Origin of the sequence: Phyllobacterium sp. 0TCS1.6A (assembly GCF_026420825.1) — a bacterium.
Classification (GTDB): domain Bacteria; phylum Pseudomonadota; class Alphaproteobacteria; order Rhizobiales; family Rhizobiaceae; genus Phyllobacterium.
The window spans coordinates 214,095-240,201 of sequence record NZ_JAPMAB010000001.1 but is presented as its reverse complement, the minus strand read 5'-3'; the positions used below and the strand labels follow the sequence as shown (position 1 = coordinate 240,201).

Genomic DNA, 26,107 nt, shown 5'->3' with positions numbered 1-26,107 from the left:
GCTGCGGTAATCCCTTTTTGGGTTTCCCCGATTGATCAAAAACTTTCCTTCAGCCATTGGCCGATACGCTGAAAACGCCCACCCGTACCTGTCATCAGCGATGATGAACCAGCCTTCACAGAACGCTCCTCGATGCCCGCCACTTGCGGATAGATCAGAAGACCCACCGCGGCGGCAAAAGCCGGTCCCTTGGCAGCTTCCGGCAAGCCGGTGACGCCAAGGGGACGGCCTATACGCACATTGCGGGCAAGGATCCGGCGCGCCACTTCGGGCAGGCCGGCCAACTGGCTTGCACCGCCGGTCAGCACCACGCGCTTGCCGACGATCTGGCCATAGCCCGATTGATTGAGACGATCGCGCACCAGCTCCAGCGTCTCTTCGACACGCGCGCGAATGATGCGCGTCAGCACCGCGCGGGGATATTGGTTCGGAACGTCCCGCGCATCATTGCCAAGTGGCAATACGCTGATCAGGTCGCGGTCGTCCGCCGCACTGGGCAGGGCCGAGCCATGCATGACCTTGAGCCGCTCCGCATCGTCCATATGGGCCGACAGGCCGCGCGCCACGTCCATGGTGACATGATTGCCGCCGATGGCGATCGCATCCGCATGGATGAACTTGCCCTCGGAAAACACCGAAATCGTCGTGGTGCCGCCGCCCATATCGATGCAGGCAGCGCCCATTTCAGCCTCGTCGTCCACCAGCGCCGACAGGCCGCTCGCATAGGGCGTCGCGATCATCGCCTCGACCGAAAGGTGGCAGCGATTGACGCAGAGTTCGAGATTGCGCAGCGGCGCGGCATCGGCCGTGAGCACATGCATCTCGACACCGAGGGAATCGCCGATCATGCCGAGCGGATCGCGGATGCCGCGCTCGCCGTCGAGCCCGTAGGCGATGGGCAGCGAATGAACCAGATGACGCTCCGTCGCCAGCGCCTGCTTGGCGCCCGCAGAGAGGACGCGGCGGATATCGGCCTGATCCACCTCATGGCCACCAAGATTGATGCTGGCCGAAAAGCTTTCGCTCTTGAGGCGTCCGGCGGAGATATTGACGATCATGGAATCGACCGTCAGCCCTGCCATCCGCTCGGCAGCATCGACCGCCAGCCTGATTGCCTGCTCGGCCGCATCGAGATTGACGATCACGCCGGATTTGATGCCGCGGGACTTCTGATGGCCGATGCCCAGCACCTCGATGCGGTGCGTGCGGCCCGGAAGCAGCGAGCTCTCCTCCCGCGGGCGCAAGCGCGCAATGATGCAGCAGACCTTGCTCGAACCAATATCCAGAACCGTCAAGGAACGCGTCCTTTTTGCGGACGTCGTTCCGGAAGAGACGCTTTTTCCGCCGAGAATACTCATACACGCTTCTCCGAACGCTTGGACGCCTTTTCGCGCGCCTTCAAATACTCAACTCGTTGCACCATCGCCTCCGGCGTCAGCCGGATCACCGCCCGGTCGGCAAGCCGCATGTCCACCGATGCGATATCGCGGCCGAGAAGACCGGACTTCGCATCCATTTCCATGACATGGGCGAGCGCCTCGTTAATGTCGTGCTCCGGCAACATCAGCTTGATGCGGTTTTTAAGGATGAGGTCCCAGCGGCGATTGCCGAGCCGCGCATAGGCGAGAACCTGCGACGCGATCTTGGGGTAGGCGGCGATCTGCGCAAAGAGCAGCTTCGCCTGCTTGTCAGCGCCATCGCCGATGATGAGGGGAAGAGCCGAACTGCTGCCGCCGGTATAGGGCACGATCACACGGCCATCGGCATCGATCACCGATAGCTCGCTGCCATTCTGCCAGACGGCCAGCGCCTTGCGCTCCTTGATCGAGATCTGGATCGTGTTCGGATAGACCTTGAACACATCGACGGATTCAACCCAGGGAAGCTGTGCCACCGCCTGCTGCGCGTCCCTGGCGCTCAGGCCGACCAGCGAGGTTTCGCCATCGAGGCCCAGCGCGCCGAGCACGTCGATTTCGGAAGTCTCGGTATTGCCGACGATCTTCACGTCCTCAATGGCAAAGCCGAATGTGGAGGTGGTGACCTTCACCACTTCCGGCGCATGGCCACCGATGATCGCGCCATAGGCGCCGGTGAGCGCGAGGAATGCAACCGCACCAACGGTGCCGACATGGTTCGGTATGATCAGGTCGCCATCGACGAGACGGGTCAGCACACGCACGGGCTTGCGCAGGAATCGGGGCAGCACCACGCGAAAGCGGCCAAAACCCACCGACCTGTCCGAAGACATCGGCAAGGCACCACGGCGGTGCGGATTTTTGCCTTTCAACGCAAACACGATGCGTCCTCCACCATCCAACTCAACAATTGACCGAAGGAATATCCAGCGGCCGCGGCTATCTCAGGCACGAGAGACGTCGGCGTCATGCCCGGCTGGGCATTGACTTCCAGCCAGATGAGCTCGCCTTCTTCGGAGAAACGATCGTCAAAACGGAAGTCCGACCGGCTGACACCTTTACATCCGATTGCCTGATGTGCCTTGAGCGCCAGTGTTTCTATTTTTTGGTAAATTTTCGGTGAAATTTTCGCTGGAATCACATGATTTGATCCGCCGGCAACATATTTCGAGTCGTAGTCGTAGAACTGGTGACCGACCGGTATGATCTCGCAGACGCCAAGGACCTTCTCGCCCATCACGGCGCAGGTAAGTTCGCGTCCGTGGATATAGCGCTCGACCATGACGACATCGCCATATCTCCACTCGGCGGAGGTAATGATCTGCGGCGGATGCGACTGGTCTTCCTTGACGATGACGACGCCGAAACTCGAGCCCTCATTGACCGGCTTGACCACGTAAGGCGGCTTCATCGGATGTTCCGAGGTGAATTGCATGCGATTCATGACCACGGCATCGGCGACCGGAATGCCTACAGACCTCGCGATGATCTTCGCCTGCTCCTTGTTCATGGCGAGAGCCGAGGCCAGCACGCCGGAATGGGTATAGGGGATTTCAAGATATTCGAGGATGCCCTGGATCGTTCCGTCCTCGCCGAACGGACCATGAAGCGCGTTGAAAACGACATCCGGCCGCAATTGCTGCAGGCGCTCGGCGATATTGCGGTCGACATCGACCCGGGTAACGGAGAAACCTTCGACCTCGAGAGCATCGGCGCAGGCATTACCGGATGAGAGGCTCACCGGGCGCTCCGATGAAAAACCACCCATCAGCACTGCAACATGCTTCTTGACCATAAAGATAAACCCCTCACTTCCCCATTCGCCGCGAACAACAGGCATGAGTCGGCACACATCCGGCGGCAGGACCGCAGACACCCAAGGCTGGTGAAAACCAGCCGACTCAAATCAGTTAACGCTTGTCCCTAAAGAATCAGAGAGTTGATTCTCTGACAAGCCCCAATGATTCAACAATGATGAAAGGTGCAATATTTTATGTCAGGAGCGCCGGAAAGATCGTTCCGGTTTGGTAAATGACAGCGCAATGGCGCAATGGACGCGACAGACGGGACATCTCGGCGAATGCGGTCGATGCGGGCTAGAGCAACTGCCCCATGAACTCCTGGACTTCCTGGCCTTGACGGAAATTGCCGAGGCGCTTGATCTCCCAATGCAGGTGGATTCCGGAATTCTGCAGCACCCTCGCCCGGATCGTCTCGCCCAGCGTTTCGAGATCATGGCCGGTCGCAGTGCCGGTATTGATCATGAAGTTGCAGTGCATCGGCGACATCTGCGCGCCACCGATCATCAGGCCACGGCCGCCGGCCTTGTCGATCTCCTTCCATGCGGAGGAGCCTTCGGGATTCTTGAATGTGGAGCCCCCGGTTTTCTCGCGGATGGGCTGGACCGTTTCGCGGTGATGCTGGACGGCATTCATCGCCGCCAATATGTCGGCCTTGTCGCCGGGCGTACCCTCGAACAGTGCGGACGTGAAAATGAGGTCCGGCGCCGCCCCCGAGTGGCGATAGGCATAGCCCATATCGGCGTTTGAAAGAATGTGAAGCTCGCCCTTGCGGTCGAGCGCCCGCACCTCGACGACGCGCTCGCGCGTCTCGACGCCATTGGCGCCCGCATTCATGCGCAGCGCACCGCCGATCCCGCCTGGAATGCCGTGATAGAAGTGGAAGCCCGCAATCCCCGCTTCAAATGCCATGGCCGCGACGCGCTTGTCCGGCGTTGCCGTGCCGGCCCGCAATTGCGTTTCGCCGACGCGCTCGACCTCGCCGAAGCCCTTGGCGGACAGGCGAACGACGAAGCCGGGAATGCCGCCATCCCGAACGAGAAGATTGGAGCCGATCCCGACTGTCAGCACGGGATATTCTTCGGGCAGCGCCTGCAGGAACGCGGCCAGATCCTCTTCGTCGGCCGGCTGGAACAGCACTTCGGCCGGACCGCCGGCGCGGAACCAGGTCACTTTTTCCATGCTCATATCGGGCGTCAGGCGCCCGCGCAAATTCGCGAAGCGGTCTCCCAGCTTCTTGAGCAGCGCTTCACCATCGATCTTTGAAGACATTCTATCCTTCCAGGCGCTCGGCTAGGAGCGATTTAGAGCGCCGCCAGCTCTTTTGGCAAGGCGTAGGCCCATTGCGTGATATTGCCTGCACCGAGGAAGACCACATAGTCGTCGGGCTTGGCTATTCCGGCGATCAGCGGGGCGATCTGCTCCGGTCCGGCAACATAGCGCGCATCGCGGTGCGCGGCGGTCTTGATCTTCGCCACCAGCGCCTCGGACGTCACGCCGTCGATCGGCTCTTCGCCCGCCGTATAGACGGGAGCGACGACGACCGTATCGGCATCGTTGAAGCAGGCGGCGAACTCGTCGAACAGGCTTGCGAGGCGCGTGAACCGATGCGGCTGCACAATGGCGATGACGCGTCCCCTGGCTGAATCGCGCGCGGCCTTGAGCACCGCCTTTATCTCGACGGGATGGTGGCCGTAATCGTCGAATATCTCGACACCGTTCCAACTGCCCGTATGGGTAAAGCGGCGCTTCACGCCGCCGAAGGAAGAAAGCCCCTTCTTGATGTCTTCCGCCGATATGCCGAGTTCGCTCGCGACGGCGATGGCCGCGGTGGCATTCGAAACATTGTGCCGGCCCGGCATGGGCAGGGTCAGGCCGGTGATCTCCGTGATCTCGCCCGTCTTGCGCCGGGCGATTTGCACGTCGAAGCGCGAGGTCGCACCGTCAACCACGAGATTGACGAAGCGCACATCCGCCTGCGGGTTTTCGCCATAGGTGATGACCCGGCGGTCTTCGATCCGCGAGACGAGCGATTGCACTTCCGGATGGTCGAGGCACATCACGCCGAAACCATAGAACGGCACGTTCTCGACGAATTGCCGGAAGGCCTCGCGGACGCGGTCGAACGTGCCGTAATGGTCGAGGTGTTCGGGGTCGATATTGGTGATGACGGCGATATCGGCCGGCAGCTTGAGGAACGTGCCGTCGCTCTCGTCCGCCTCCACCACCATCCAGTCACCGCCGCCCATGCGCGCATTCGTGCCATAGGCATTGATGATGCCGCCATTGATGACGGTCGGATCGAGCCGCCCGGCGTCGAGCAGGGTCGCGACCATCGACGTGGTCGTGGTCTTGCCATGGGTACCGCCGATGGCGACAGCCTGGCGAAAGCGCATCAGCTCCGCCAGCATCTCGGCGCGGCGCACGATCGGAAGCAGCTTTTCGCGCGCGGCCGCGAGTTCGGGATTGGACTTCTTGATGGCCGTCGAGACGACCACGACTTCGGCATCGCCAAGATTGGCCGCCGCGTGGCCGACGAAGACCTCGATGCCCTTGTCGCGCAGACGCTGGACATTGGCGCCATCGGACTGGTCAGAGCCCTGCACCCTGTAGCCGAGATTGTGGAGCACTTCCGCAATGCCGCTCATCCCGATACCACCGATACCGATGAAATGGACGAGACCTATATTGAGCGGCATCTTCATGGACGCACTCCTTCCTTCTTGAACTTTTCGACGCTTTGGCCGGTTGCAATAGCCTCTGCGAGGTCTGCGAGCAACCTCGCAGCATGCGGCTTGCCCGTGCTTCTCGCATTTTCCGCAATGCGCGCCAGGCGCGTGGGCTCATCCATGGCCTGCGCAAGCAGGGTTGCAATGCGCTCGGGCGACAGCTCCGATTGCTTGATCACATCCGCGCCGCCCGCTGCCTGCAGGGCCGCGGCATTGGCGGCCTGGTCATGATCGAGCGCATGGGGGAACGGCACCAGGATCGCCGGGCGTCCAATGGCGGCAATTTCGGAAACGGTGGACGCTCCGGAACGGGACAGGACGAAATGCGCGGCGGCGATCCGCTGCGGCATGTCCTTGAAGAACGCCGCGACATCGGCCTTCACGCCCAGCGCCTGGTAGGTGCCGCGCACCTGCCCCTCATCCTCGGGGCGGGCCTGCTGGGTGATGACGAGCCGCGACCGTATTTCGGGCGCCAGAAGCTTGATGGCTTCCGGGACTGCGGACGAGAAATATTGCGCGCCCTGGCTGCCGCCGAAGACGAGGAAGTGAAACGGCTGATGCGCCTGCGACGCCTTGTAGGGCCTGCCGACTTCGGCGAGCACGGCCGGCCGGACCGGATTTCCGGTGATCACCGTTTTTGCAGCATAGGGCCCCGGCGCATCCGCGAGGAAGCCTCCGGCAATAGCATCGACGCGCGCCGCCAGCGCCTTGTTGGCGCGTCCCATGACGGCGTTCTGCTCGTGGACGAGGGTCGGTATGCGCATGGCGGTCGCCGCATAGAGCGGCGGCAATGTCGGGTAGCCGCCAAAGCCGGCGACGAGCTTCGGCTTCACCGAACGAAACAGCCGGCGCGAATCGAGATTGCCCAGCCAGAGCGTCCAGAACGTTCTCGCCAGCGCCAGAGGGTTGCGCCCCGCTATGGTGGCGGAGCGCACGACATGGATCTTGCTGGCCGGAAATCCCGATGTGAACCGCTCGGCGCGATCGTCGGTCGCCAGCTGGATATCCCATCCGCGCTCGATGAGTTCGTGCGCCAGGGCTTCGGCCGGAAAGAGGTGGCCGCCAGTACCACCGGCGGCCAGGAAGATAACACCCTTCGACATTGGCTAACCCGCGCGCGCCATGGAGGCCATGCTGCTTTCCAGTGTTGCGGAGCGGCGAGCCTCGGGACGGCGGCGCGTCAGCGCGAGCAGGAGGCCCGTGGAGATAGCCACCGAGATCAGTGACGAACCGCCATAGGAAATGAACGGCAGGGTCATGCCCTTGGCGGGCATCAGGTGCAGATTGACCGACATGTTGATGATCGATTGGAAGCCGAAGAGAATGACCAGGCCGGAAATGGCCAGGCGTGTGAAATCATCGCGTTCCTTGAGCGCGATCGACAGGCCGCGGATGACGATGAAGGCGAAGATGAGTACCAGCAGCAGGCAGAGCGCAATGCCATATTCCTCGGCCGTGACGGAGAAGATGAAATCCGTGTGGCTGTCGGGGATGATGCGCTTGATCGTGCCTTCGCCCGGGCCCTGCCCGAGCCAGCCACCGCGAATGATCGCCTCACGGCCGGCGTCCACCTGGAACGTGTCGCCTTCCCCCGTCAGGAAGCGGTCGATACGGCCGGCGACGTGGGGAAATACCGTATAGGCGCTGAAGAAGCCCGCCGCGCCAAGGACGCCAAGCCCGATGATCCAGATCCAGGGCACGCCCGCCATGAAGAACATCGCGCCCCAGGTGCCGGCCGTCAGGATCGTCTGGCCGAGATCGGGCTGCGCGACGAGCAGCGCCGCGACGATGCAGAACAGCACCATGGAGAAGAAATTGCCCGGAATGTCCTTGCGGCGTTCGTTTTCCGCGAAAAGCCAGGCACAGACGATGACGAAGGCCGGCTTCATGAATTCGGACGGCTGCACGGAAATACCGGCGAGCGACACCCAGCGCCGCGCGCCCTTGACTTCGATGCCGAAGAAGAGTGCTCCCACCATCGCCACGAGCGAACCGGCGAGGAGTATGATGGCGAAGCGGCGGATCGTGCGCGGCGCCATGAACGACACCGCGAACATGACGACGACGGCGGGCACCATGAACATCGACTGGTGCTTGACGAAGTAGAAGCTTTCGAGGCCGATGCGCTCCGCCACGGCGGGGCTGGCAGCGAAGGAAAGCAATATGCCGAGCCCCATCAGGCTGAGGCAGGCGGCGAGAAGAAAGCGATCAATCGTCCACCACCATTCGGCGACGGGACCACGGTCAATGCGACTTACCATCAGAACCCCCAATCGGTGATGCGCCCTCGAGCGCCAGGACTGCAGCGCGGAATGCCTCGCCGCGTTTCTCGAAATTCTGGAACTGGTCGAAGCTGGCGCAGGCGGGCGACAGCAGGACGACGGGCTCCTGCGAACCGTCCCTTGCCGCGTCGGCGGCGGCGTGGACGACGGCCGATGCAACGGTGCCCGAAATCTCGAACGGCACCGCATCGCCCAATGCGGCAGCGAATTGCGGTGCGGCCTCGCCGACGAGATAGGCCTTGACGATCCGCGGGAAGAAGCCGGATAGCGAGCTTATCCCGCCCTCCTTCGGCAATCCGCCGGCGATCCAGTAGATGCGCGAAAAGGACGAGAGCGCAGGCGCAGCGGCTTCGGCATTGGTTGCCTTGGAATCGTTGACGAAGAGCGTCGGGCCGATACGCCCGACCTGCTCCATGCGGTGCGCAAGCCCCGGGAAAGTGGCAAGGCCCTGGCTGATCTCTTCCTCGGAAAGACCTGCCGTGCGGCAGGCGGCAATGGCGGCGAGTGCATTCTGCGCATTGTGCTCGCCGCGCAGCGAGCCGATGCCGGTGAGCGACGCGATCAGCCGCGCCTTGCCGTCCCGCGCCTCGAACAGGTCGGCGCCATCGGCGAAAAATCCGTTCCGGACCGGCATGCGCTTGGATATTCTCTCCACCCGCTTGCCTGCCCGCTCCAGCCGGTCGGCGATTGCCGCGCAATAGCTGTCATCGACGCCGATGATCGCGGTGTCGCTGCCGGCGACCAGCCGCTCCTTGATCTCGGCATAATGCTGCATGGTTCCGTGCCGGTCGAGATGATCCGGCGTCAGATTGAGAAGGATACCCGCCGTGGGGTTGAGCGACGGCGCGAGATCGATCTGGTAGGACGAACATTCGACCACATAGAGCCGGCCGTCTGCCGGCGGCTCGAGTGTCATGACCGCAGTGCCGATATTGCCGCCGAGTTGCATGTCCCTGCCGGCGTTCCTGATGATATGGGCGATCAGCGCGGTCGTGGTGGATTTGCCATTGGTGCCGGTTATGGCGATGAACGCATCGGCCTTGGCGGCGAGGTTACGCTCGCGCACGAAAAGCTCGATATCGCCGATGATCTCGACACCGGCGGCACGGGCAAGATCGACGGTCCAGTGCGGGCGCGGATGCGTCAGCGGCACGCCCGGCGACAGCACGAACGAGGAGAATTGCTTCCAGTCGGCCTGCCGCAGGTCCAGCGTCGGGACGCCGGCCGACCTGGCGCGCAGGACGCTCTCCGGATTGTCGTCCCAGGCGACGACCTCCGCTCCACCGGCAAGAATAGCCCTCGCCGTCGCAATGCCCGAACCACCAAGGCCGAACAGCGCGACGATCTTGCCTTTCATGGAGTGGGCGGCGATCATCGGCAACTCACCGCAGTTTCAGGGTCGAAAGGCCGATCAGCGCCAGGATGACGGCGATGATCCAGAACCGGATGACCACCTGGCTTTCCGTCCAGCCCTTCTTTTCGAAGTGATGATGGATGGGCGCCATCAGGAATACGCGCTTGCCGGTGAGCTTGAAGGACGCGACCTGGATGATGACCGACATCGCCTCCATCACGAACACGCCGCCGATGATGGCGAGAACGATTTCATGCTTCGTCGCCACGGCCACGGCGCCGATCAGGCCGCCAAGCGCCAGCGAACCCGTGTCGCCCATGAAGATTGCCGCCGGCGGCGCATTGAACCAGAGGAAGCCGAGGCCGGCCCCGATCACCGAGCCGAGGACGACGGCGAGTTCGCCGGTGCCCGGCGTGAAATGGATCTGCAGGTAATCGGCGAAGATCGCATTGCCGGACAGATAGGCGATGACGCCGAAGGACGCGGCGGCAATCATCACGGGCACGGTGGCGAGTCCATCGAGACCATCGGTGAAATTCACGGCATTGCCCGCGCCCACCATGACGAAGGCGGCAAAGGGAATGAAGAAGATACCGAGATTGAGGATCAGTTGCTTGGCGAAGGGGAAGGTCAATGATGACGAGAACGGCTCCTGCCCGGCCCACATGATGGCAAGCCCGGCCACGGCGGCGATCAGGAATTCGATGCCGAGGCGCGCCCTTGCCGAGAAGCCGCGGAACGATTGTTTGCTGACCTTGAGGTAATCATCATAGAAGCCGATCGCACCGAAGCTGACGGCGACGAGCAGGACTACCCAGACGTAGATGTTGGACCAGTTGGCCCAGAGTAGCGACGACAGGAGAATGCCCGTCATGATCATGAGGCCGCCCATTGTCGGCGTTCCGGCCTTCTTGAAATGCGTCTGCGGCCCGTCGGCACGGATAGGCTGGCCGCGGCCCTGGCGGATGCGGAGGGAGTCGATGATACGCGGCCCGAAAAGAAAAACGATCAGCGCCGAGGTGATCAGCGCGCCGCCGGTCCTGAACGTGATGTAGCGGAACACGTTCAGGAACTGGACATGTTCCGCCAGGCCGGCAAGATAATAAAGCATCGACTAATGCCTTTCCCCATTCCCCGCGGGTTCACTCGGCTGGAGCGAGCGGCGCGGCAGCGTTGTATTTCTGCAAGAGCGTCTTGACGATCCGGGAAAACCCGGTCCCCTTGGATGACTTGACCATGATCACGTCACCAGCCCGGATCGTCTTGAGCAGTTGCGGTTGCAATTCCTCGACGCTCTGCCTGTATTCGGCGTGAATATCAACCGGCATTGCCGTTTTGAGGGCCTGCATTTCAGGTCCGCCCAAAAACACCATGTCGATCTTGTTGTCGCTGATCACCGCTGAAAGCTCGGCATGCAGCCTGGCGGAGTGCTTTCCGAGTTCCAGCATGTCGCCAAGCACCGCGATGCGGCGGCCATTGCCGGCCGGTTTCGCCGCGGCCAGGAGTTCGACAGCCGCGCGCATCGAGGCGGGGTTGGCATTGTAGCTCTCGTCGATGAGCGTGAACGTGCCCCGCCCGATTTCGAGCACATGGCGCTCCCCGCGCCCGCCCTCGGCCCGCAGCGACGCCAGGGCAAGCACGGCCTTGGCCATGTCCGCCCCCGTCAGATGCGCGGCGCCGAGCACCGCAAGCACGTTCTGCACTATATGGCGGCCGGGCGCTCCGACCTTCGCCACGACCTCCTCGCCGTCCAGGCGCGCCGTCATGCAGGAACATTCGTCATGCAGCTTCAACTTCATCAGGCGGTAGTCGGCAAGCCGGCTTTCGCCGAAGGACTTGATATGCTCGACGCCGGCCGCGAATGCCATTTTCTCAAGCGATTTGAAGTATTTATCATCACGATTGAGCAAGGCGTATCCGCCTGGCACGAGCCCTTCGAATATCTCGGCCTTCGCTGCAGCGATCTCCTGCAGGTTCTTGAACTGGCCGAGATGGGCGGCAGCGATAAGCGTGATCAACGCGACATGCGGCCTTACCATCTTCACAAGCGGCCTGATCTCGTCGGGATGGTTCATGCCGATCTCGAACACGCCGAAATCCGTATCGCCCGGCATCCTTGCGAGCGTCAGTGGCACGCCCCAATGATTGTTGAAGGAGGCCACGGAGGCGTGCACCTTGCCGCAATCGGCGAGCACGTGGCGAAGGGCTTCCTTGGTGGTCGTCTTGCCGACCGAACCGGTCACCGCGATGATCTGGGCATGGGACCGTTCCCGCGAGGCAATGCCGAGCCGCGTCAGCGCGGCCAGCACGTCGTCGACGACGATCAATGGCGCCTTGAGCTTGCCGAGCGCCGGCAGTTTCGCCTCGGCGACGACCAGCAGCGCGGCGCCCGCCGCCACTGCCGCCGTAGCGTAATCATGTCCGTCGAGCGCATCGCCCTTGATGGCAAAGAAGGCCTCGCCCTCCTTCAGCGTGCGCGTGTCGATGGAAATGCCGGTAATGCCTTCGGGCAGGGTGCCGACCGGCCGCCCGTTCATCGCCTCCAGCATGGCGTCGGATGTCCAGAGCAGACTCATGAGCCGCTTCCCGCCAGGGCGCGGTCCTTCAGCGCCTGCGCCACTTCGACATGGTCGGAGAATGGCAGCACCACGTCGCCGACGGTCTGCCCTTCCTCATGTCCCTTGCCGGCGACGATCAAGGTGTCGCCCAGCCGCATCATGCCCACCGCCTCGCGAATCGCCTCGCGGCGATCGCCGATCTCCACGGCGCCGGGAGCGGCGGCCAATATCTCGGCGCGGATGGCCGCAGGAACCTCCGAGCGCGGATTGTCGTCGGTGACGATGACGACATCGGCAAGGCGGGTGGCGATTTCGCCCATCATCGGCCGCTTGCCCCGGTCGCGGTCTCCACCGCAGCCGAAGACGATGATGACGCGTCCGGTGGTGAAGGGCCGCACCGAGGTCAGCACATTTTCCAGCGCGTCCGGCTTATGGGCATAATCGACATAGGCGGGCGCACCATCTTCGGTGGCGCCGACGAGATCGAGACGGCCGGGAGCGCCTTTCAGTCTTTCGAGGCCGCGCATGGCGGCGGCGGCGGGCACGCCCGTGGCTATTGCCAGCCCTGCGGCCACCAGCCCGTTGGCAACCTGGAAATCACCGGCGAGCGGCAGCGTTATCTCGTAGATGTCACCGGCGATATGAACCTCCACATGCTGCCGGAAGCGCTCGTGTTCGACGCGCTTGAGCGAGATGAATTCGCCCTTGCGGCCAACGGTAAGAACCTTGCAGCCCACTGCCGTCGCCGCCGCGATGGTCGCCTTCGAAAACGGATCGTCGGCGAAGATGACCGCCGGGCCGCCCTTCGGCAGCAATTCGGTGAAAAGGCGCAGCTTTGCGGCGTGATATTCTTCGACCGTCGCATGATAATCCATGTGATCGCGGCCGAGATTGGTGAATGCGCCGGCGGAAAGCACCACGCCGTCGAGCCGGCGCTGGTCGAGACCATGGGACGAGGCCTCCATCGCCGCATGGGTGACGCCCTCATCCGCGAGTTCGCGGAGCAGTCGGTGCAGTTCGACGGGATCGGGCGTAGTCAACGAGCCATAATCCTCGCGGCGGGGCGATACGACGCCCGTCGTACCGATGCTTGCGGAGGCGAAACCCGCATGCGCCCAGATCTGGCGCGTGAACGAGGCCACCGAAGTCTTGCCGCTGGTGCCGGTGATCGCGACCATGACGTCGGGCTGGCGGCCGTAGAAGCTTGCCGCCGCCAGCGCCAATGCGCGGCGCGGATCATCGACATAGACGATCGGAGCCTTGATGCCGCCGAGCTTGGCATCCTTCGAGGCGATGATGACGGCGGCTCCGCGCGCCGCCGCATCCGCTGCGTAGACTGTGCCGTCGGCCTTCGAGCCCTTGAGCGCGGCAAACAGATATCCCGGTTCCACCTGGCGTGAATCCGATGTCAGGCCGGTAATGGTCGTTCTGCCAAGTTCCGACTTGGCCAGGGCGGGGATACCGTTCAGTTGTTCTAGTTTCATGGCCGGACCGGACCTGTCTTCTACCTGATGCTTTGCCGGAAGAAACGCATGGCTTTGCTTCGATTCGCGGCGCTACTGATTAAAATTCACCATCAATGGAGCGGATTGTTGTTCTTCCTCGAAGTCTGGCTTGACGCCGAGGAACGAGGCGGAACGTCGTATGATCTCCTGAACCATCGGCGCGGCATTGAAACCGGCCGTGGCACCGACCTTGCCGGATTCCGGCTTCGGTTCGTCGACGATCGTCAGCACCACATATTCCGGCTTGTCGATCGGAAAGGCTGCGACGAAGGCATTGAAGCGCACATCCTTCGAATAGCGGCCATTGACCACCTTTTCCGCCGTTCCGGTCTTGCCGCCGACCCGGTAGCCCTTGACCGTCGCGCGCGAACCGGAACCTCCGGAACCGGGCTCGGCATTCAGGCGGTAAAGGTAGCGCATGTCTTCACTCGTCTTCTCGCTGATCACCCGCTTGCCCACCTCCGCCGCCTGCTCCGGCGTGCGCGGCAGGAATGTCGGCGGGATGAGCTTGCCCCCATTCATCAGGGCAGCTGCCCCGACCGCTGTTTGCAGGGGTGTTGTGGCCATTCCATGGCCGAAGGAGATCGTGATGGAATGGACCTTCTTCCAGACTTTCGGCTCCATCGGCCGCGCCACTTCCGGCAGTTCGGTCTGCATGCGGTCGAGCAGGCCGAGGCGATGCAGGAATTCACGATGTCCCTCGATGCCGACCACGTCGGCCTCCCTGGCCGAGCCGATATTGGAGGAGTAGATAAAGACTTCCGGCAGCGTCAGGACACGACCCTTGCCGTGGAAATCCCGGATCGTCTGGCGCCCGATGGTGATGGGCCGGCGCGCGTCGAACGTGCTCTGCAGATTGACCTTGCCCGAATCGAGCGCCATCGCCGTGGTGAAGCTCTTGATCGTCGATCCCATCTCATAGGCGCCCGCCGACATGCGGTTGAGGCGGTCCTTGTCACCGACATCGACGGGATTGTTGGGATCGAAATCCGGCGCCGAAGCCATGGCGAGAACTTCGCCGGTATTGACGTTCAGGACGACCGCGCCAGCGGCAATGGCGCTGTATTTCTGCATCGCCTGCACCACCACGTCGCGAACCACGTGCTGGACGCGAAGATCGATCGACAGGCGGACCGGCTCGAGCGAACGGCTGTCGGCAAGCCCGACGTCGCGCAGGTCGGAGAGCCCCTGCGCGTCGATATATTTCTCCATGCCGGCAATGCCCTGATTGTCGATATTCACCAGACCGAGAATATGCGACGCGGTCGGCCCGCCCGGATAGAACCGTGCCTTCTCGGTCCTGAAGCCGATGCCCGGAATGCCGAGCGCCATGATCTGGCTCTTCTGCTGCGGCGTCAGTCCGCGCTTCAGCCAGGCAAAGCCGCTGCCGCTCTTCAGGCGATTATAGGTCTGCTCGAAATTCAGGTCCGGCAGGACGGTCGAGAGCAGTTCGATGGCCTCGTCCGGATCGATGATCTTGCGCGGCTCGGCGAACAGCGAATTGGTCTTGATATCCGTCGCAAGCACTTCGCCATTGCGGTCGAGAATGTCCGGCCGCGCCGCGAGGGTGCTGCCTGTCGGGCCGTTATAGCCGGTCGCATCCTCCTGCATGCCGTAATAGACGAGGCGGCCGCCGATGACGCCGTAAATGCCGACGAAGCAGGCAATGGCCATGACGACGCGATTGCGAGCGCGGCTGCCGGTCTTCTTCTTGCGCGCATCGAGCGCGAAGGCCGGCGTTCCGGCATCCTGCACGACGGGTTTCTTCCGCTTGATCCACGCCCCAGCCATCAGTGCGTCGCTCCCTTCGGCTTGGCCACGCTGCCGGTCAGCGTGTCGTCGGTTCCGAGGGCCCCGGCATCGGCCTCGGTTATGATGTCTGCAATGGACTTGAAATTCTCCACTGCCGGCTTCGGCTGCGGCAGTTCGTTCAGCCCGACGATCTGCTGGGCCTCGACGAACTGGAGCTGGAGCTGGTCGTGATAGGTCTCGACGAGCTTCTGCAGCCGGTTGGGCTGGGTCAGCAGACTCCAGTCGGCCTTCAGCAGATCGATGGTGTCGCGCTCGTCGGCGATCATGCGTTCGAGCTTGCTGACCTGCGTCATCTGCTTTTCGGCGTCATGCTTGATCTTGTAGGTCACGGAAGCTGCCGTGATCATGAGGCCGATGAGGATGATGTCAAAGGTGCGCAGCACGTTCAGTTCCTCGCGGTTTCATGGATTTGCGGAAGTTGCGGCAAGCCATAGATCGAGTGATCTTCGGCAAGCGGCGGATTGTCCGTGCGTTCGCCGGCCCGGAGCTTGGCCGACCGCGATCGTGGATTGCGCGCCAGTTCCGTCTCGCCCGGTGTCACGATGCCCTTGCCGATGGGCGTGAAGCTCGCCAGCCGCTGCTCCACCTGCGGCAGATGACGCGATCCGGTCGCCGCCCCTGCCCGATCGGCGAAGAACCGCTTGACGATGCGGTCTTCGAGCGAATGAAAGGTTACGACGACGAGCCTTCCGCCCGGCTTCAGCACCCGCTCGGCAGCATGCAGCGCCCGGACGAGTTCACCCAGTTCGTCATTGACGAAGATCCGCAATGCCTGGAACACGCGTGTGGCGGGATGAATCGGCACCTTGGGGTTGCGACCGACCAGCGCCTCGATGGCATTGGCAAGGTCGCGCGTCCGCTCGAAAGGCTCGCTCGCGCGGCGTTTCTCGATCATCCGCGCGATACGGCCGGCCTGACGTTCCTCGCCAAGGAAATTGAAGATGCGGGCAAGATCGCCGGTCTTGAAACGGTTGACGACATCGGCAGCGCTGGCGCCGGCGCTCGACATGCGCATGTCGAGGGGACCATCCTTCTGGAAGGAGAAGCCGCGCTCGGCCTCGTCGAGCTGCATCGACGACACGCCGATATCGAGGACGATGCCATCCGGCGCGCCGAGAAGGGCCACCTGGTCCAATGTCGAGAATGTCCCCTGCACCAGCGTCAGGCGCCCGGCATGATCCTTTTCCAGCTGCCGTCCGGCCGCGATGGCCGAAGGGTCCCTGTCGATCGCGATGACTTCCGCACCCGTTTCGAGGATGCGCTTCGTGTAGCCGCCGGCGCCAAATGTGCCGTCGATGATGCGCGTGCCCTTGCCGGGACGCAACGCTGCGATGACTTCGTCGATGAGAACCGGAATGTGCCTGTCGTCGGCTGCTTCGTTCATGCCTCGCGTTCCATGTTCAAGCGCCTCTCGGCCAGCCGCTGCCGCACCCTTGCCCGGTGCGCCTCGAACTGTTCGGGCTGCCAGATCTGAAAATGCGTATTGGCACCCGCAAAGGTAACTTCGCTCGTAATGCCCGTATGTTCCCGGATGAAATCGGTCATCGTGATGCGCCCATCCGCGTCCAGCTTCAGGAAGGTCCCGTCCGCATGAAGGTAGAACGACATGTCGTCCGCCCCTTGCGTGAAGGGATCGGCGCCCTCGAGGCTCTTGTCGAAGCGCGTCAGCAGTTCGGGGCCGCCCGTCTCCAGTGCCGGAAGGTGCAGCGAGCGCAGCGCGTAGAGTTCCGTATGTCCGGATGCCAGAATGATCGAGCGGAACGGAGCCGGCACGGAAACGCGACCCTTCGCGTCGATCCTGTTCGTGATGTGCCCGAGAAACCGGTCCAATGCCTGCCACCCTCTTGCCCGCAGGGGCTCCCGTTTTCACCGCGACGCCCGCCGCATCAGCGGGCCGCGACTGCCAGTCAGCGACCGTCGGCAAACCGGCCCCGCGAGCGGGATGCCGGCCTTGCAAAGCAAGAGCCAATGTCGGGAAACACCGTGTCGACTGAACGCTACTGATGAAACCAATCGTTATCATGGGGCACTATGGGCGTCAATGGGATCAGGGTACACAACTTGGCAATGAGCCCGAATTCGGACGCACTTCCGGCGATTCTTAATTTATGGCTCATTAAGCTTAATGAAGGGTTAGAGCCCGTTGAATCGGTTCGGTTTTGCGTTGGATGTAGTTGCATGCTGCAAAGCCGCCGCCGCGACCTGTCGCAGCGGAGACAGCACGCCATATCGGCTATGGAGAGAAATGCCAGCTGGCCTGTAAGCCGGGTTCTGTATGGCCGGGCGCGAGCCCGGCGCGGCAGCCATTCATCTGGGACGGATGTTGCCATCCGCCTCCTGCAACCCACCCGGACGACTAACCCGGAAACTGATCGCCAGGCTTGCGCCCGGCACGCCGTCCCTATTCGGTTTTGCTCCCGGTGGGGTTTACCATGCCGCCCCTGTTACCAGTTGCGCGGTGGGCTCTTACCCCACCCTTTCACCCTTACCCCGCCAATAAATCGGCTCTTCTGCCTTGCGAGCAGCCGATTTGCAGGCGGGGCGGTTTCCTTTCTGTGGCACTTTCCCTGGGGTCGCCCCCGCCGGACGTTATCCGGCACCGTGTTTCCCTGGAGCCCGGACTTTCCTCACATGCCGCCTTTCGGCTTTTGACATGCGCGGCTGCCCGGCCAGCTGGCGTTGCGTATAAACGCATTGTTCCGGCAAATTGCAACAAAAAAGGCCGGAAAATCCGGCCCTTTGCGTAAATCGCCGCCTTTAGTTCGAGGCGAGCTGCGATTTGACCTTCGCACAATAATTGGCGGAGACCGGATTCATGCGCGTCGCGCCATGGCCGGCATTGTAGCGCAGGATCGTGCCGCAGGTGGTGCCATTGCCGAGCTTGTGTGCCCCTGCAAGATATTTCATGCCCCAGCGGATATTCGTATCCGGATTGTAGAGCGCAGCCCGGCTGCCCGTATAGCCGAGCCCCCTCGCCGTCGAGAGCTTGATCTGCATCAGGCCGATCTCACCGGCAAGACCAGTCGTCTCCGGACGGAAATTGCTTTCGACACGCACCACGGCATGGGCGAGATCGACCGGAACGCCATAGGAGCTCGCATAGGATGCGATGATCGACGAATATTTCGTCGCGCCACCGGCCGTACCGACGCTGCCCGTCGTCATCGTATCGATATTGCGCGAAACGACCGTCTTGATCCGCGTCCGCGCCTTGGCCGCTGCCTTGCCGGATGCCTTCTTGCCGGCATGCCGCTTGACCGCCGGCTTCTTCAGCTCGGCCTTCTTCTTCAGATCAGCTTTTGCAGCTACCTTCTGCCCCTGCGCTTTCGCACGCTTTGCCTTTGCTGCCTTGGCCGGTTTGGCCGGTTTTGCCTTCTCGGCTTTTGCTTTCTGCGCCTTGGCCTTTTCGGCCTCCGCACGCTTCGCTTTGAACAGATCCCTCAGGTTCGTGGGCTGGGCCGGCTCGCTGAACGCCGGATTTGAACCAAACAAAGCCACCGCCCCCAGAAGGGCGAAAATCACACCAAATTTTTTTGTCATCATTTTCCGTCTAATATGGGGCCCGCAAACTCAAGCGGGCCGGGAAAGTTCAGCGGCCAACCCCCAGAAGGCTCGTGCCGGAACAACTGGCCAAGGATTTGCAGGCCCAATGCAGCCGAATATTGATCCGCCAAATAACAATATGTAACTCATTGAAATATATATGCTGCAGTGCAAAAAGCACCGCAATAAAACGCTTTTTTCTCAATAAGTTAAACGCTTATGGACGGAAGTGCAGAAAGCAGTCGATGCAGCGTTTCGATGGTTGACATGTCCGCGACTCCATCAACCTTGGCGGGCCGAAAGTGGCGTTGAAACGCGAGAATTCCCAATTCCGTCGCATTTCCGAACGTCCCGTCGATGGGGACATCATAGCCGTAAAGGGCCAGCATCGACTGCAAGGCCTCCACCGGCTGGCCATTGTCGCCGCGTGAAAAGAAGCGTCCGCCCCGGATCGGCGACGGCGGAACCCAGTGCCCCACGCCGGAATCGTAAAGCACCGACCACGGAAATTTCTCGCCCGGATCGATCTTCCGCGCGGGCGCGATATCGGAATGGGCCAGCACGCGTTCCGGCGCTATGCGGTGGCGCGAAATGATGCCCTTGCAGAGGTCGATCACGGCCTCGATCTGCGCCTCGTTATAATCGGGAAACCCCGCAAACGGCCCCGGATTGGCGATCTCGATGCCGATGGAAGAGGAATTGATATCGGTCTCGCCCTTCCACGAGCTCTGCCCGGCATGCCAGGCACGCTCGCTCTCGGGCACCATCTGCACGACGCGACCGTCCTCATGAACGAGGTAATGCGCCGAGACTTCGCTGCCGGGATTGGCCAGCCAGCTTTCGGCCGCCTCCCCGGTCTCCATGCCCGTATAGTGCAAGACGAGGACGGTAACGCGCTTGCCATCCCGGCGCGGGCCGAAATTGGGAGAAGCATGGACGTGCGCGCCAAAATGATCGGATTCAAACGCGCTCATACGCCTTGAGATCTTTTTCGACCTGCTCCCAGGCGGCGTTGATTGCTGCCAGTCTCTGATTGGCGATGGCGATGAATTCTTCCGGCACGCCGCGTGCGACGAGAACGTCCGGGTGATTGTCTCTCACGAGCGACCTGTACCGCTTGCGCGCTTCATCGAAAGTGACATTGCGCGGCAGCCCGAGGACGAGGAAGGGATCGGCGCGGCCGCTGCCGACATGGCGGGCAAGAACGCTATCGAACTTGGCCTCGTCCAGCTGGAATATCTCCGCTACCGTGCCGAGGAAGATCAGTTCCTGGTCGTGCAGCGCGCCATCGGCCTTGGCGATATAGAAGAGGCCGTCGAGCACGTCTTCCAGCATCTGGCAGTTGGGTTGCCCCGAGCCGCAGAGCGATGCCAGCTGCGCGGCATAGGCCTCATATCCGGCCACGTCCTGCTTGGCGAGATTGTAAAGCCGCTCGACCTGCTGGCGATACTGGGCCGGAACGTGGAATATCTGATGAAACGCGTTGATCTCGGCCTGCGAGACGATGCCATCGGCCTTGGCCATCTTGGCGGACAGGGCGATCATGGCGATGGAGAAAGCCACGCGCCGCCGGGTCTCGGGGTCGCCTTCAAACGCCGTGCGCACGGCCTCGATGATGCTGGAAAAAGCATCAGCGGCAGTGGTGGTTATGAAATCGCTTATGCGGCGCCAAATCGACATTGTTCTGTTTTATTCAATATCTTTCGCGATTGCGAGCGAGATATTGGCGCATCAAAATTGTTCAATCTTGAAGACCGGTTGCGTCTGCCGGCACGGCCAAACGAGGCCTGGCCGTGCCGGCAGGTTGAATTTTACTGAACGCCCAGCGCTTCCTTGATCGCCTTTTCGGCGGCGTCGGCTGCAGCGCTGATCTGCTCGGCGGTCTGGCCGGCAGCCTTGGCGGCATCTTCGGCGGCCTTGCGCGCGGTCTGGATCGCGGCCTGCTTCTGCTCGGCGGTCATCGTCGCCGCCTGTTCCTTGAGCGTCTTCATCGCATCTTCAACGGTCATCGGCTTTTCTGTCCCCGCTGGTGCAGCAGGCGCCGGTGCTTCCGTCGTGGTCGCAGGCGCTGGCGCTTCCGTCGTGGTGGCAGGTGCCGCCGGCGTTTCCGTTGTCGTGGCAGGTGCCTGTTCGGATTTCTGTTCGCTTTCGCCGCAACCGGCCAAGGCCAACAGCGACAGGGCTGCTACGGCAACCGTCAATTTGTTCTTCATCTTTTCCTCTCCTAGGCAAGTGTCCCGGCTCGATCAACATGCGGGACTTGGGTCATGAGTGACGTGATTCGCAAAGATTGCGGAAAGTCGGAGTTGCCCCCTGTGATGGATTGCCCTCGGCATAAGCCCCCGCTTATTGTCGAGCACGCCCCGCCTCTTTCAAGTAACAACTAACTGATTCTCGCGAATGGACAATGTCATGAACGGAAAATGGGACTTCTGGATCGATCGCGGCGGCACGTTTACCGACATTATCGGACGGGATCCGACACATGGTCTTCATGCGCGAAAGCTGCTGTCCGAAAATCCCGAATCCTACCCCGATGCAGCGCTGCACGGGATAAGGCAGCTTCTGGGCGTCGGCGCGGATGATCCCATTCCGTCCCGGCGCATCGGCGAGGTGAAGATGGGCACGACGGTGGCGACCAATGCGCTGCTCGAGCGCAAGGGCGATCGCACTGCCCTCATCATCACGGCGGGTTTTCGCGACGCTCTGAAGATCGCCTATCAGGCGCGGCCCCACATCTTTGCCAAGGAGATCATCCTCCCGGAACAGCTCTATGAACGCGTCGTCGAGATCGGCGAACGTGTCCGGGCGGACGGGACCGTGGAGCTGGAGCCCGACGCTGCAACGCTTCAGGACCAGCTTGCGCAGATCAGGCGCGACGGCTTCGATGCCATCGCCATCGTTTTCATGCACGCGTGGAAATATCCGCAGCATGAGCGACTGGCCGCGGACATTGCCCGCAGCATCGGCTTTGGCCAGATATCGGTCAGCCACGAGGTCTCGCCGCTGGTGAAGCTGGTCGGGCGCGGCGATACGACGGTCGTCGATGCCTATCTGTCGCCCATCCTGCGCCGCTATGTCGACCGCGTCGCCAAAGAGCTCGGCATTGGCGAGCTCGGCATTGGCGATGATAATACTGGCGACACGCCGCGACTGTCGTTCATGATGTCGTCCGGCGGGCTCACCGCCGCAAACCTGTTCCAGGGCAAGGACGCCATTCTGTCGGGCCCCGCCGGTGGTGTGGTCGGCATGGTGGAGACGGCAAGGCTGGCCGGTTTCGACAAGGTGATCGGCTTCGACATGGGCGGAACGTCGACCGATGTCGCCCATTTCGATGGCGATTACGAACGGGCCTTCGATACCGAAGTTGCCGGCGTCCGCATCCGCGCGCCAATGATGCGCATCCATACGGTCGCCGCCGGCGGTGGCTCGATACTCCATTACCGGGCGGGCCGCTTCCAGGCCGGACCGGATTCCGCCGGAGCAAATCCCGGACCCGCATGCTATCGCCGCGGCGGCCCGCTCGCCGTCACCGATGCGAATGTGATGCTGGGGAAGCTGCGGCCGGAATTCTTTCCCGCCATCTTCGGTCCCGATCAGGACCAGGCGCTGGATGCGGCGGCAGTGGCGGACCAGTTCGCCGCCCTCGCGGTCGAGACCGGCGGCAAGAGCGCGGAGGAAGTCGCGGAAGGCTTCGTGACCATCGCCGTCGAAAACATGGCCAATGCCATCAAGAAGATATCGGTCCAGCGCGGCTATGACGTGACGCGCTATCTTCTCAATTGCTTTGGCGGCGCCGGCGGCCAGCATGCCTGCCTCGTGGCGGACGCGCTCGGCATGGAAGCAGTGCTGATCCATCCCTTTTCGGGCCTGCTGTCCGCCTATGGCATTGGCCTTTCCTCGATCTTCGCCACGCGCCAGCAGGCCTTGGTCAAGCCGTTCGCCGAAGCGGCGCTCGCGGAAATCCGCCAGCTCAGCGACACGCTCACCCGCGATGTCATCGGCGAGATCACCGCACAGGGCGTACCGGCTGGCGATATTGCGCATCGCCCGGTCCTGCATTTGCGCTATGAGGGAACCGATACCACCATCGCCGTGGAATTCTCCCATTTCTCGCTGGAGCAGGCGCTGGCCGGCTTCGAAGCGGCGCACAAGGCGCAATTCGGGTTCGTCTACGACAACAAGCCGATCGTGGTGGAGGCGGTTTCGGTCGAAGGCAGCGACAACCGCGAGCGCGCGCGCATAGAGACAAAGTCTGCAACCGAAGATGGTGTTCCGAATAGTGGAACAGAGGTCCGTTTTTATTCGGGCGGCCAGTATCATGACGCCGCGGCATTCCTGCGCGACGGTCTGAGGCCCGGCCACAGGATCAAGGGTCCGGCGCTGATCATCGAGGCGCACCAGACCATCGTCGTCGAGCCGGGCTGGCAGGCGGAGATCACGGCGCTCAACCACATATTGATGCGCAGGATCGAGAAGAAGCGGCGGCATGCGGCGCTCGGCACGGAGGCCGATCCGATCATGCTCGAAGTCTTCAACAATCTTTTCATGTCGATCGCCGAGCAGATGGGCGTGACGCTGCAGAACACCGCCTATTCCGTCAATATAAAGGAGCGGCTGGATTTTTCCTGCGCCGTGTTCGACCGCAATGGCGCGCTGGTGGCCAATGCGCCGCACATGCCCGTGCATCTCGGCTCGATGGACCGTTCCGTCGAGACGATCATCAAGCTCAATGCCGGCAATATTCGCCCGGGCGACGTCTTCGCCCTCAATGCACCTTATAATGGCGGCACCCACCTGCCGGACATCACGGTCGTCACCCCGGTCTTCGACGATGCGGGGGAGAACATCCTGTTCTATTCCGCCTCGCGCGGCCATCACGCCGATGTCGGCGGCTCGGCGCCGGGCTCGATGACACCGCTTGCCACCACCGTCGATGAAGAGGGCGTGCTTATCGACAATTTCCGCCTCGTCGAGCAGGGCCGCTTCCGCGAGGCCGAACTGACGGAACTTTTGACCAACCATCGCTGGCCGGTGCGCAATGTCCACCAGAACATCGCCGATCTGAAGGCCCAGATCGCCGCCAATGAGAAGGGCGTTGCCGAACTCAGGAAAATGATCGGCCTGTTCGGCCTCGACGTGGTCGAAGCCTATATGGGACACGTCCAGGACAATGCCGCCGAAAGCGTCAGGGCGGTTCTCGACCGGCTGCCGGAACAGTCGCAATATTCCTACGACACCGATACGGGCCAGACGATCCGCGTCAAGATCAGCGTCGACAGGCAGGAGCGGCGCGCAATCGTCGATTTCACTGGCACCTCGCCGGTGATGAAGAACAATTTCAATGCTCCCGAACCCGTCGCCCGCGCCGCGGTGCTCTATGCCTTCCGCGTCATGGTGGAAGGAGCGATACCGATGAATGCCGGCTGCCTGCGCCCGATCGACATCATCATACCCGATGGCTCGATGCTCAAGCCGGCCTATCCCGCCGCCGTGGTCGCCGGCAATGTCGAGACATCGCAACACGTCACCAACGCACTCTTCGGCGCACTCGGCGCCATGGCCAATTCGCAGGGGACGATGAACAATCTGACCTTCGGCAATGACCGCTACCAATATTACGAGACGATCTGCTCGGGCTCGCCTGCCGGCCGCCACAATAATGGCGCCGGTTTTGCCGGCACGGCCGGCGTCCATACCCATATGACGAATTCGCGGCTGACCGATCCTGAAATCCTGGAAATGCGCTTCCCGGTACTGCTCGAAGATTTCCATATCCGCCAGGGCTCCGGCGGACGCGGAACGTTTCCCGGTGGCGACGGCACCAGCCGCACTTTGCGTTTCCTCGAACGGATGGACTGCGCCATACTCTCGTCGCATCGAGGCCGCCCGCCCGAGGGGCTGGACGGCGGTGGAAACGGCGAGGCCGGCAAGACCGAGGTCCGCCGCCGGAACGGCACGGTCGAACGTCTGAAAGCCTGCGACCAGACCGTGCTCGAGGCGGGCGAAGCGGTGATCGTCACCACGCCGACGCCGGGCGGCTACGGCAGCGGGGATTGAGATCATGAGCGAAACCATCACCATCCGCATGCTCGAACCCGTGGACGCGGCGGCGTTCCAGGCGTTCCGCCTCTGCGCCCTGCTCGACCGGCCGGAGGCCTTCGGCTCGAGCTATGACGAGGAAAAGGATGAGCCGCTCGGTGAAGTGGCGCAAAGGCTCGGCGCCCGGCCCAATGCGGTGTTCGGCGCTTTTGCCGAAGGGCAGCTCGTCGGCATTGCCGGCTTTGCCCGCAATCCCCGGCTCAAGCAGAAGCACAAGGGCCTGCTCTGGGGCGTGCATGTGGACCGGCAATGGCGCGGCCAGGGGCTTGGCAGGAAATTGACGCTCGCCGTGATCGAACATGCCCGCCAGCATGTCGATACGCTTCATGCCACCGTGATGGCCGAGAACGTGACGGCCCGCAACCTCTATCTTGCCCTCGGCTTCGTCGTTTTCGGGGTCGAGAAAGACGCGCTGCGCGAGGGCGGCCGCTCCTATACCGACGAATTGCTGCGCCTCGATTTCCAATAAACTGCGTCTTTTACACCATTGGAACTTGTCAGATGGCAGGGCTGCAACTATATTGGCTATATAATTAGCAACCTACCCATTACGTGGCTACTCTTATGACCAGTCAAGCGCATTTCCTGTTCGTCGATCATCTGGCGAAAGCGAGCCGCAAGCTGCGCACGCTTTTCGATGCCCGGGTGAAGGAACTGGGCCTGACGCATGCGCGTGCCCGGGCCCTCATGCTGCTCGACCGCGAGGAAGTCAGGAACCAGAAGGAACTGGCAGAGGAACTGGAAATCGAGACGCCGACCATGGTTCGCCTGCTGGACGGGCTGGAAAGCCAGGGCTTCATCGAACGCCGCGCGGCATCGGGCGACCGCCGTGCCAAGGAAATCCATATCACCGAGGCGGGCGACGAACTCGTCAAGCAGGTGGACGACCTCGCCATGAAACTCCGCGCCGAATTGCTGTCGGGCATCGACGGAAGCGAACTTGAGCGGGCAACGGCCGTTCTGTCCATTGTCAACGGCAATATGGACCGGCTTTCCGGAAGGACATAA

General features: G+C 62.3%; 22 protein-coding genes and 1 other RNA gene. 3 read left to right on the top strand and 20 right to left on the bottom strand.

The window, feature by feature from the left end:
• Positions 1 to 35: 35 nt before the first annotated feature.
• From ftsA to OSJ75_RS01010, 20 genes are all read right to left on the bottom strand, one after another.
• The gene (ftsA, locus tag OSJ75_RS01105) at positions 36 to 1,358 is read right to left on the bottom strand and encodes a cell division protein FtsA (protein ID WP_250013242.1); all 1,323 of its coding nucleotides are present in this window, start codon (positions 1,356 to 1,358) and stop codon (positions 36 to 38) included.
• A complete protein-coding gene (locus OSJ75_RS01100; RefSeq protein WP_371929475.1) occupies positions 1,355 to 2,296 on the bottom strand; it encodes a cell division protein FtsQ/DivIB in 942 nt (313 codons plus the stop codon). The genes ftsA and OSJ75_RS01100 overlap by 4 nt, the downstream gene beginning before the upstream one ends.
• Positions 2,284 to 3,210, bottom strand: coding sequence for a D-alanine--D-alanine ligase (locus tag OSJ75_RS01095; protein WP_267226273.1), 927 nt, complete (start codon positions 3,208 to 3,210; stop codon positions 2,284 to 2,286). The genes OSJ75_RS01100 and OSJ75_RS01095 overlap by 13 nt, the downstream gene beginning before the upstream one ends.
• A gap of 301 nt (positions 3,211 to 3,511) precedes the next feature.
• Positions 3,512 to 4,486: a UDP-N-acetylmuramate dehydrogenase gene (gene murB / locus OSJ75_RS01090; protein WP_267226271.1), complete on the bottom strand. Its 975-nt coding sequence runs from the start codon at positions 4,484 to 4,486 to the stop codon at positions 3,512 to 3,514.
• Positions 4,487 to 4,518: 32 nt separating this feature from the next.
• Complete coding sequence (murC, locus tag OSJ75_RS01085; protein ID WP_250013238.1) at positions 4,519 to 5,919, bottom strand: UDP-N-acetylmuramate--L-alanine ligase; 1,401 nt, start codon at positions 5,917 to 5,919, stop codon at positions 4,519 to 4,521.
• Positions 5,916 to 7,046 (bottom strand): undecaprenyldiphospho-muramoylpentapeptide beta-N-acetylglucosaminyltransferase, encoded by a 1,131-nt coding sequence (gene murG, locus OSJ75_RS01080; protein ID WP_267226269.1) that lies wholly within the window; start codon positions 7,044 to 7,046, stop codon positions 5,916 to 5,918. Before murG ends, murC begins: the two co-directional genes overlap by 4 nt.
• A gap of 3 nt (positions 7,047 to 7,049) precedes the next feature.
• Positions 7,050 to 8,204 carry a putative lipid II flippase FtsW gene (ftsW, locus tag OSJ75_RS01075; RefSeq protein WP_250013236.1) on the bottom strand — a complete coding sequence of 385 codons (1,155 nt, stop codon included), beginning with the start codon at positions 8,202 to 8,204 and terminating at the stop codon, positions 7,050 to 7,052.
• Positions 8,188 to 9,600, bottom strand: coding sequence for a UDP-N-acetylmuramoyl-L-alanine--D-glutamate ligase (murD, locus tag OSJ75_RS01070; RefSeq protein WP_267226265.1), 1,413 nt, complete (start codon positions 9,598 to 9,600; stop codon positions 8,188 to 8,190). The genes ftsW and murD overlap by 17 nt, the downstream gene beginning before the upstream one ends.
• A 7-nt stretch (positions 9,601 to 9,607) precedes the next feature.
• Positions 9,608 to 10,690 carry a phospho-N-acetylmuramoyl-pentapeptide-transferase gene (gene mraY / locus OSJ75_RS01065; RefSeq protein WP_250013232.1) on the bottom strand — a complete coding sequence of 361 codons (1,083 nt, stop codon included), beginning with the start codon at positions 10,688 to 10,690 and terminating at the stop codon, positions 9,608 to 9,610.
• A gap of 31 nt (positions 10,691 to 10,721) precedes the next feature.
• A complete protein-coding gene (locus OSJ75_RS01060) occupies positions 10,722 to 12,155 on the bottom strand; it encodes a UDP-N-acetylmuramoylalanyl-D-glutamyl-2,6-diaminopimelate--D-alanyl-D-alanine ligase (RefSeq protein WP_267226264.1) in 1,434 nt (477 codons plus the stop codon).
• A complete protein-coding gene (locus OSJ75_RS01055) occupies positions 12,152 to 13,621 on the bottom strand; it encodes a UDP-N-acetylmuramoyl-L-alanyl-D-glutamate--2,6-diaminopimelate ligase (RefSeq protein WP_250013229.1) in 1,470 nt (489 codons plus the stop codon). The genes OSJ75_RS01060 and OSJ75_RS01055 overlap by 4 nt, the downstream gene beginning before the upstream one ends.
• A 72-nt stretch (positions 13,622 to 13,693) precedes the next feature.
• The gene (locus tag OSJ75_RS01050) at positions 13,694 to 15,433 is read right to left on the bottom strand and encodes a peptidoglycan D,D-transpeptidase FtsI family protein (RefSeq protein WP_250013228.1); all 1,740 of its coding nucleotides are present in this window, start codon (positions 15,431 to 15,433) and stop codon (positions 13,694 to 13,696) included.
• Positions 15,433 to 15,837 (bottom strand): cell division protein FtsL, encoded by a 405-nt coding sequence (gene ftsL, locus OSJ75_RS01045; protein ID WP_250013227.1) that lies wholly within the window; start codon positions 15,835 to 15,837, stop codon positions 15,433 to 15,435. The genes OSJ75_RS01050 and ftsL overlap by 1 nt, the downstream gene beginning before the upstream one ends.
• Before the next feature lie 2 nt (positions 15,838 to 15,839).
• A complete protein-coding gene (gene rsmH / locus OSJ75_RS01040) occupies positions 15,840 to 16,838 on the bottom strand; it encodes a 16S rRNA (cytosine(1402)-N(4))-methyltransferase RsmH (RefSeq protein WP_250013226.1) in 999 nt (332 codons plus the stop codon).
• Positions 16,835 to 17,284 carry a division/cell wall cluster transcriptional repressor MraZ gene (mraZ, locus tag OSJ75_RS01035; protein ID WP_250013225.1) on the bottom strand — a complete coding sequence of 150 codons (450 nt, stop codon included), beginning with the start codon at positions 17,282 to 17,284 and terminating at the stop codon, positions 16,835 to 16,837. Before mraZ ends, rsmH begins: the two co-directional genes overlap by 4 nt.
• 414 nt (positions 17,285 to 17,698) lie before the next feature.
• An RNA gene (gene rnpB / locus OSJ75_RS01030) (RNase P RNA component class A) lies at positions 17,699 to 18,131 on the bottom strand.
• A gap of 80 nt (positions 18,132 to 18,211) precedes the next feature.
• Complete coding sequence (locus tag OSJ75_RS01025) at positions 18,212 to 18,994, bottom strand: lytic transglycosylase domain-containing protein (protein WP_267226259.1); 783 nt, start codon at positions 18,992 to 18,994, stop codon at positions 18,212 to 18,214.
• A 212-nt stretch (positions 18,995 to 19,206) separates the two neighbouring features.
• Positions 19,207 to 19,971 carry an N-acetylmuramoyl-L-alanine amidase gene (locus OSJ75_RS01020; RefSeq protein ID WP_267226257.1) on the bottom strand — a complete coding sequence of 255 codons (765 nt, stop codon included), beginning with the start codon at positions 19,969 to 19,971 and terminating at the stop codon, positions 19,207 to 19,209.
• The gene (locus tag OSJ75_RS01015; RefSeq protein ID WP_250013221.1) at positions 19,958 to 20,677 is read right to left on the bottom strand and encodes a J domain-containing protein; all 720 of its coding nucleotides are present in this window, start codon (positions 20,675 to 20,677) and stop codon (positions 19,958 to 19,960) included. Before OSJ75_RS01015 ends, OSJ75_RS01020 begins: the two co-directional genes overlap by 14 nt.
• A 131-nt stretch (positions 20,678 to 20,808) precedes the next feature.
• Positions 20,809 to 21,210, bottom strand: a complete 402-nt coding sequence (locus tag OSJ75_RS01010) for a hypothetical protein (RefSeq protein WP_267226251.1) — start codon at positions 21,208 to 21,210, stop codon at positions 20,809 to 20,811.
• Between the two features lie 199 nt (positions 21,211 to 21,409).
• Here OSJ75_RS01010 and OSJ75_RS01005 point away from each other — a divergent pair, with 199 nt between their 5' ends.
• The 3 genes from OSJ75_RS01005 to OSJ75_RS00995 all read left to right on the top strand — a co-directional run bounded on the left by OSJ75_RS01005 (position 21,410) and on the right by OSJ75_RS00995 (position 26,107).
• Positions 21,410 to 25,057: a hydantoinase B/oxoprolinase family protein gene (locus OSJ75_RS01005; protein ID WP_267226250.1), complete on the top strand. Its 3,648-nt coding sequence runs from the start codon at positions 21,410 to 21,412 to the stop codon at positions 25,055 to 25,057.
• A gap of 4 nt (positions 25,058 to 25,061) precedes the next feature.
• Positions 25,062 to 25,568, top strand: a complete 507-nt coding sequence (locus OSJ75_RS01000; protein ID WP_250013214.1) for a GNAT family N-acetyltransferase — start codon at positions 25,062 to 25,064, stop codon at positions 25,566 to 25,568.
• Positions 25,569 to 25,663: 95 nt separating this feature from the next.
• On the top strand, positions 25,664 to 26,107 hold the full coding sequence (locus OSJ75_RS00995; protein WP_267226247.1) for a MarR family winged helix-turn-helix transcriptional regulator: 444 nt from the start codon (positions 25,664 to 25,666) through the stop codon (positions 26,105 to 26,107).

Coding starts and splice junctions, on each gene's coding strand:
- ftsA (WP_250013242.1), bottom strand. CDS start 1,358: ATGAGTATTCTCGGCGGAAAAAGCGTCTCTTCCGGAACGACGTCCGCA.
- OSJ75_RS01095 (WP_267226273.1), bottom strand. CDS start 3,210: ATGGTCAAGAAGCATGTTGCAGTGCTGATGGGTGGTTTTTCATCGGAG.
- murB (WP_267226271.1), bottom strand. CDS start 4,486: ATGTCTTCAAAGATCGATGGTGAAGCGCTGCTCAAGAAGCTGGGAGAC.
- murC (WP_250013238.1), bottom strand. CDS start 5,919: ATGAAGATGCCGCTCAATATAGGTCTCGTCCATTTCATCGGTATCGGT.
- murG (WP_267226269.1), bottom strand. CDS start 7,046: ATGTCGAAGGGTGTTATCTTCCTGGCCGCCGGTGGTACTGGCGGCCAC.
- ftsW (WP_250013236.1), bottom strand. CDS start 8,204: ATGGTAAGTCGCATTGACCGTGGTCCCGTCGCCGAATGGTGGTGGACG.
- murD (WP_267226265.1), bottom strand. CDS start 9,600: ATGATCGCCGCCCACTCCATGAAAGGCAAGATCGTCGCGCTGTTCGGC.
- mraY (WP_250013232.1), bottom strand. CDS start 10,690: ATGCTTTATTATCTTGCCGGCCTGGCGGAACATGTCCAGTTCCTGAAC.
- OSJ75_RS01060 (WP_267226264.1), bottom strand. CDS start 12,155: ATGAGTCTGCTCTGGACATCCGACGCCATGCTGGAGGCGATGAACGGG.
- OSJ75_RS01055 (WP_250013229.1), bottom strand. CDS start 13,621: ATGAAACTAGAACAACTGAACGGTATCCCCGCCCTGGCCAAGTCGGAA.
- OSJ75_RS01050 (WP_250013228.1), bottom strand. CDS start 15,433: ATGGCTGGGGCGTGGATCAAGCGGAAGAAACCCGTCGTGCAGGATGCC.
- rsmH (WP_250013226.1), bottom strand. CDS start 16,838: ATGAACGAAGCAGCCGACGACAGGCACATTCCGGTTCTCATCGACGAA.
- OSJ75_RS01025 (WP_267226259.1), bottom strand. CDS start 18,994: ATGACAAAAAAATTTGGTGTGATTTTCGCCCTTCTGGGGGCGGTGGCT.
- OSJ75_RS01020 (WP_267226257.1), bottom strand. CDS start 19,971: ATGAGCGCGTTTGAATCCGATCATTTTGGCGCGCACGTCCATGCTTCT.
- OSJ75_RS01015 (WP_250013221.1), bottom strand. CDS start 20,677: ATGTCGATTTGGCGCCGCATAAGCGATTTCATAACCACCACTGCCGCT.
- OSJ75_RS01010 (WP_267226251.1), bottom strand. CDS start 21,210: ATGAAGAACAAATTGACGGTTGCCGTAGCAGCCCTGTCGCTGTTGGCC.
- OSJ75_RS01005 (WP_267226250.1), top strand. CDS start 21,410: ATGAACGGAAAATGGGACTTCTGGATCGATCGCGGCGGCACGTTTACC.
- OSJ75_RS01000 (WP_250013214.1), top strand. CDS start 25,062: ATGAGCGAAACCATCACCATCCGCATGCTCGAACCCGTGGACGCGGCG.
- OSJ75_RS00995 (WP_267226247.1), top strand. CDS start 25,664: ATGACCAGTCAAGCGCATTTCCTGTTCGTCGATCATCTGGCGAAAGCG.